This is a genomic window from Shigella sp. FC1544, assembly GCF_001722145.1.
GTDB lineage: Bacteria > Pseudomonadota > Gammaproteobacteria > Enterobacterales > Enterobacteriaceae > Escherichia > Escherichia coli.
The window spans coordinates 1-4,028 of record NZ_MECT01000164.1; the positions used below are offsets into that span (position 1 = coordinate 1).

General features: G+C 52.6%; 2 protein-coding genes, 3 tRNA genes and 3 pseudogenes. 6 read left to right on the top strand and 2 right to left on the bottom strand.

The window, feature by feature from the left end:
* The 4 genes from BGK49_RS26330 to BGK49_RS10295 all read left to right on the top strand — a co-directional run.
* Positions 1-478 (top strand): site-specific DNA-methyltransferase (locus BGK49_RS26330; protein WP_146628128.1); only part of this gene is annotated, 478 nt, incomplete at its 5' end.
* A 49-nt stretch (positions 479-527) separates the two neighbouring features.
* Positions 528-603: transfer RNA gene (locus BGK49_RS10285), tRNA-Ile, on the top strand.
* A gap of 6 nt (positions 604-609) precedes the next feature.
* Positions 610-685, top strand: a tRNA-Arg gene (locus BGK49_RS10290).
* A 15-nt stretch (positions 686-700) separates the two neighbouring features.
* A tRNA-Arg gene (locus BGK49_RS10295) sits at positions 701-777 on the top strand.
* A gap of 93 nt (positions 778-870) precedes the next feature.
* Here BGK49_RS10295 and BGK49_RS31000 read toward each other — a convergent pair.
* Positions 871-1,011, bottom strand: a pseudogene (locus tag BGK49_RS31000) (hypothetical protein); the annotation flags it as partial.
* Positions 1,012-1,279: 268 nt separating this feature from the next.
* Here BGK49_RS31000 and BGK49_RS10310 point away from each other — a divergent pair.
* Positions 1,280-3,241 (top strand): annotated as a pseudogene (locus BGK49_RS10310) (DUF6645 domain-containing protein).
* A gap of 135 nt (positions 3,242-3,376) precedes the next feature.
* Positions 3,377-3,511 carry a DUF1378 family protein gene (locus tag BGK49_RS10315; RefSeq protein WP_000142784.1) on the top strand — a complete coding sequence of 45 codons (135 nt, stop codon included), beginning with the start codon at positions 3,377-3,379 and terminating at the stop codon, positions 3,509-3,511.
* A 40-nt stretch (positions 3,512-3,551) separates the two neighbouring features.
* Here the strand turns inward: BGK49_RS10315 and BGK49_RS10320 are convergent.
* Positions 3,552-4,028: pseudogene (locus BGK49_RS10320) on the bottom strand (IS3-like element IS600 family transposase); the annotation flags it as partial.

Here is a 4,028-nt window from a genome sequence, read left to right on the forward strand (position 1 = left end):
GCACTGGTTCAGTGCCAGTCAGTGGCAGCTACCGAACGAAAGCGATTATCTGAAATTACAGTCGCTGTTTGCCCGGGTGGCAGAAGAGAAACATCAGCGGGGAGAACTGGAAAAGTCCCATTACCAACTGGTCAGCACATACAGTGAGCTGAGCCGGCAGTATGTGGAGCTGCAGAGTGAATATAAAAATTTGCGGAGGTATTTCGGTGTGACGGTGCAGGTGCCGTACACCGATGTGTGGACGTATAAACCGGTGCAGTACTATCCAGGGAAACATCCGTGCGAAAAAACGGCAGAAATGTTGCAGCAGATAATCAACGCGAGCAGTCGTCCGGGAGACCAGGTTGCAGATTTTTTTATGGGCTCAGGTTCAACGGTAAAAGCGGCACTGGCGCTCGGGCGTCGTGCGATTGGCGTTGAACTGGAGACCGGACGTTTTGAGCAGACAGTCAGGGAAGTTCAGGATTTAATCGTTTGAAACGGATGAGATTGCAGAATTAATTACGCACCATTATTATTCTGCTCCCGGCCCTTTAGCTCAGTGGTGAGAGCGAGCGACTCATAATCGCCAGGTCGCTGGTTCAAATCCAGCAAGGGCCACCATCACATACCGCCATTAGCTCATCAGGAAAGAGCGCCAGCCTTCGAAGCTGGTTGCGCGGAGTTCGGGTCCCCGAAGGCGGTTCATTATCTGTATCCTGCGTTGTTAGCTCAGCCGGACAGAGCAATTGCCTTCTAAGCAATCGGTCACTGGTTCGAATACAGTAGAACGCGCCACACTTATTTTCCCTGGCTCGCTTTTGCGGGCTTTTTTTAAATGTCTCACAATTCAGGCGGTTGACTGTTGTCTGGTTTGCGGGGAGTTTGTTAAAAGAAACTGGCATGGTGAATCCCCCTGTGCGGAGGGGCAATCAGCAACTGGTGTTTTGTCACCGACCCTTATCCTTTCTGTGCGGGTTCAGGTGCTGATACTGAACTCACCGGGAGGCACCCGGCACCATGCAATGGCACATAGCGCCACTCTCCAGCCCCTCTCCGGAGGGGCTTTCTTATGGACAAAAAAAGCCCGCGCTGGGAGACGCGGGCGGCAAGGAATAAACAACAAAACGTGAAGTAATATTTCAGCTGGTGAATAATATCCGACAGTAATCACTCTGCGCAATAGCGCGGCCTTTTTCATATTGCGGGCTGTTGTCTATCTTCTGCCATTGTCCTGTAACTTCCGGACTTCAGCCCGCTCCTCATTTTACTCACAATATTATCCAGGCCGGGAGGATTTATGGCATTTAAACACTATGACGTGGTCAGGGCGGCGTCGCCGTCAGACCTTGCGGAGCGACTGACACAAAAACTGAAGGAGGGGTGGCAGCCATTTGGCAGTCCGGTGGCCATCACGCCTTATACCCTGATGCAGGCCATTGCGGCGGAAGGTGATGTCACCACACCTGTGGTGGTGAAGCCGTCGGATGGAGAAGGCGCAGTTATCAGCACCACCAGCAACCCGGAGTATTAATTTGTTGTTGCCCTGGCCGGGCAGTCCAATGCCATGGCTTACGGTGAAGGGCTTCCGCTGCCGGAGACATATGACCGTCCGGACCCGCGTATTAAACAGCTGGCGCGTCGCAGCACTGTCACGCCGGGTGGTGCGTCCTGTAACTACAATGACATTATTCCTGCGGACCACTGCCTGCATGATGTTCAGGATTTGAGTAAGTTTTCACACCCGAAAGCCAGCGCAGCTCAGTATGGATGCGTGGGGCAGGGATTACATATCGCGAAGAAATTGTTGCCGTTTATTCCGGCGAATGCCGGTATTCTTCTGGTTCCGTGCTGCCGTGGTGGTTCTGCATTTTTGGCGGGCGATGAAGGTACCTTCAGCGAATCCACCGGCGCAAGCGAGACCTCGGCACGCTGGGGTGTAGATAAGCCACTGTACAAGGACCTGCTTACCCGTACTCAGGCCGCACTGAAGGCTAACCCTAAAAATATTCTGCTTGCAGTGGTCTGGATGCAGGGCGAGTTTGATTTGAAACAGGGTGCATACGCCACTCAGCCGGGGCTGTTTGATTCCATGGTGGAAAAATATCGTTCTGACCTGTCGGAATTCGGAGGTCAGTGTCTCGGGGGCTCTCCGTCATCGGTTCCCTGGATTTGTGGCGACACGACCTACTACTGGAAGCAGACTTATTCTTCGCAATACGATGCGGTGTATGGTGCATACAAGACGAAATCCGCAAAAAAAATCTTCTTTGTGCCGTTTATGACGGATGAAAACGGGCGAAATGTGGGTACCAACGAGCCGTCAGAAGATCCGGATGTTGCGGATATTGGGTATTACGGAGCCGGTGGTCGAACGGACGCCAAAACCTGGACGACGGCCGACCGTAAAACGCATTTTGGATCATGGGCACGTCGTGGGATTATTTCCGACCGTCTGGCAACGGCGATTCTTGTGCATGCCGGGAGAACCGCTGAATTCATTACCGGAAAACAGCCTGATACGGTGAAGCCCACCGGACCTTCCGGTGAAGGTACGGAGAGAGAGCCGGAAGCCCCGGTCAGTAACCGAACCCTGATGAGTCTGCTGGCGTCCGGCGAAGACCTGGCATCACAGGGCTGGCGCTATTATCACAAACCGGCGAGCGGAGACAATGTTAATAAAAACATTGCTGAAGCGGTGGTCAGTGATGCGGGGGCTACGGGAGGTAAGGCCCTGCAACTGAATAAACCGGAAAACCACATCTGGTTTCTGGAGCATGATGCAGCCGGACAGGGAGTGGAGTTACTGAAGAAGGGGGGACGTGTGAGCGTACGGTTTAAGTTGCCGGGTTCACTGATGCCGAATCGGTTTGCCCTGGGCATTTACTGGCAGTTGTCGTCCCTGCCGGAGGGAGTGACGCTGGCAGAGGAAGGCAACGACATGCTGATGTCCTTCTTCCTGCAGACGGATGCGACGAACCTGAACGCGATGTACCACAAGAAGCCGAATGCGAAGCTGGATACGTTCGGGGTCTTTGATAACGGATGGCACACACTGGCTTTTGAGTTTGCCGGAAACAACAGCATTCAGGTGACGCCGGTACTGGATGAGAAACGGGGGACGCCGTTCACACTGGTGAAATCTCCGGCATCAGGGGCGGCGGACAAACTGCAACTGACAGGCATATCAAAGGCGGCGACATATACGCTGCTGATTGACAGTGTGAAGGTGGAAGTGAACAACGCGGATGCCGCGGCATGATAAAAAAAGCCGCCAGCGGCAGGAACGGAAGCTGGCGGAGGTAATCCCAATGGAGAATGTAAAGAAAAGATGCTTTCGTATATCGGTTTTTTAAATGAAAACAGTTCTCATTGTCAACCATAACGGTAAGAAACTATGACATTTATTCATCAGGTGATGCTGTACTTCTGTACGGCGGTCTGTGTGCTGTATCTTCTTTCGGGTGGGTACAGGGCAGTGCGCGATTTCTGGCGCAGGCAGATTGATAAAAGGGCCGCAGAGAAAATCTGAGGTGTACTGGCAATAGCGGACACTACCATTTGTTCTTTTTTTAAGCAGCCATCTGATGATACTTTTCCCTGAAGGCTGCCGGGGAGATATTCCCCAGACGAGAGTGACGACGCTGACGATTGTAGAAAATCTCAATGTATTCCCGTATTACTGAGATGGCTTCATCCCGGTTATTAAAACGATAGTGGCTCAGGCTCTCATTTTTCAGCGTTCCCCAGAAGCTTTCCATCGGAGCGTTGTCGTAACAGTGACCTTTACGCGACATTGATGTTTTCAGACCAGACTGCTCCTGTATGACCCGGTAATCGTATGCGCAGTACTGTGAACCTCGATCAGAGTGGTGGATTAGCCCGGCAGGTGGGCGCTGGCTCCTGAGCGCCATAAACAGGGCTTTACCTGTCAGCTCTTTTGTCATGCGCTCTCCCATGGCGTAGCCGACAATTTCGCACGTATAAACATCTTTGATGCCAGCGAGGTACAACCATCCCTCCTGTGTGGCAACATACGTCAGGTCCGC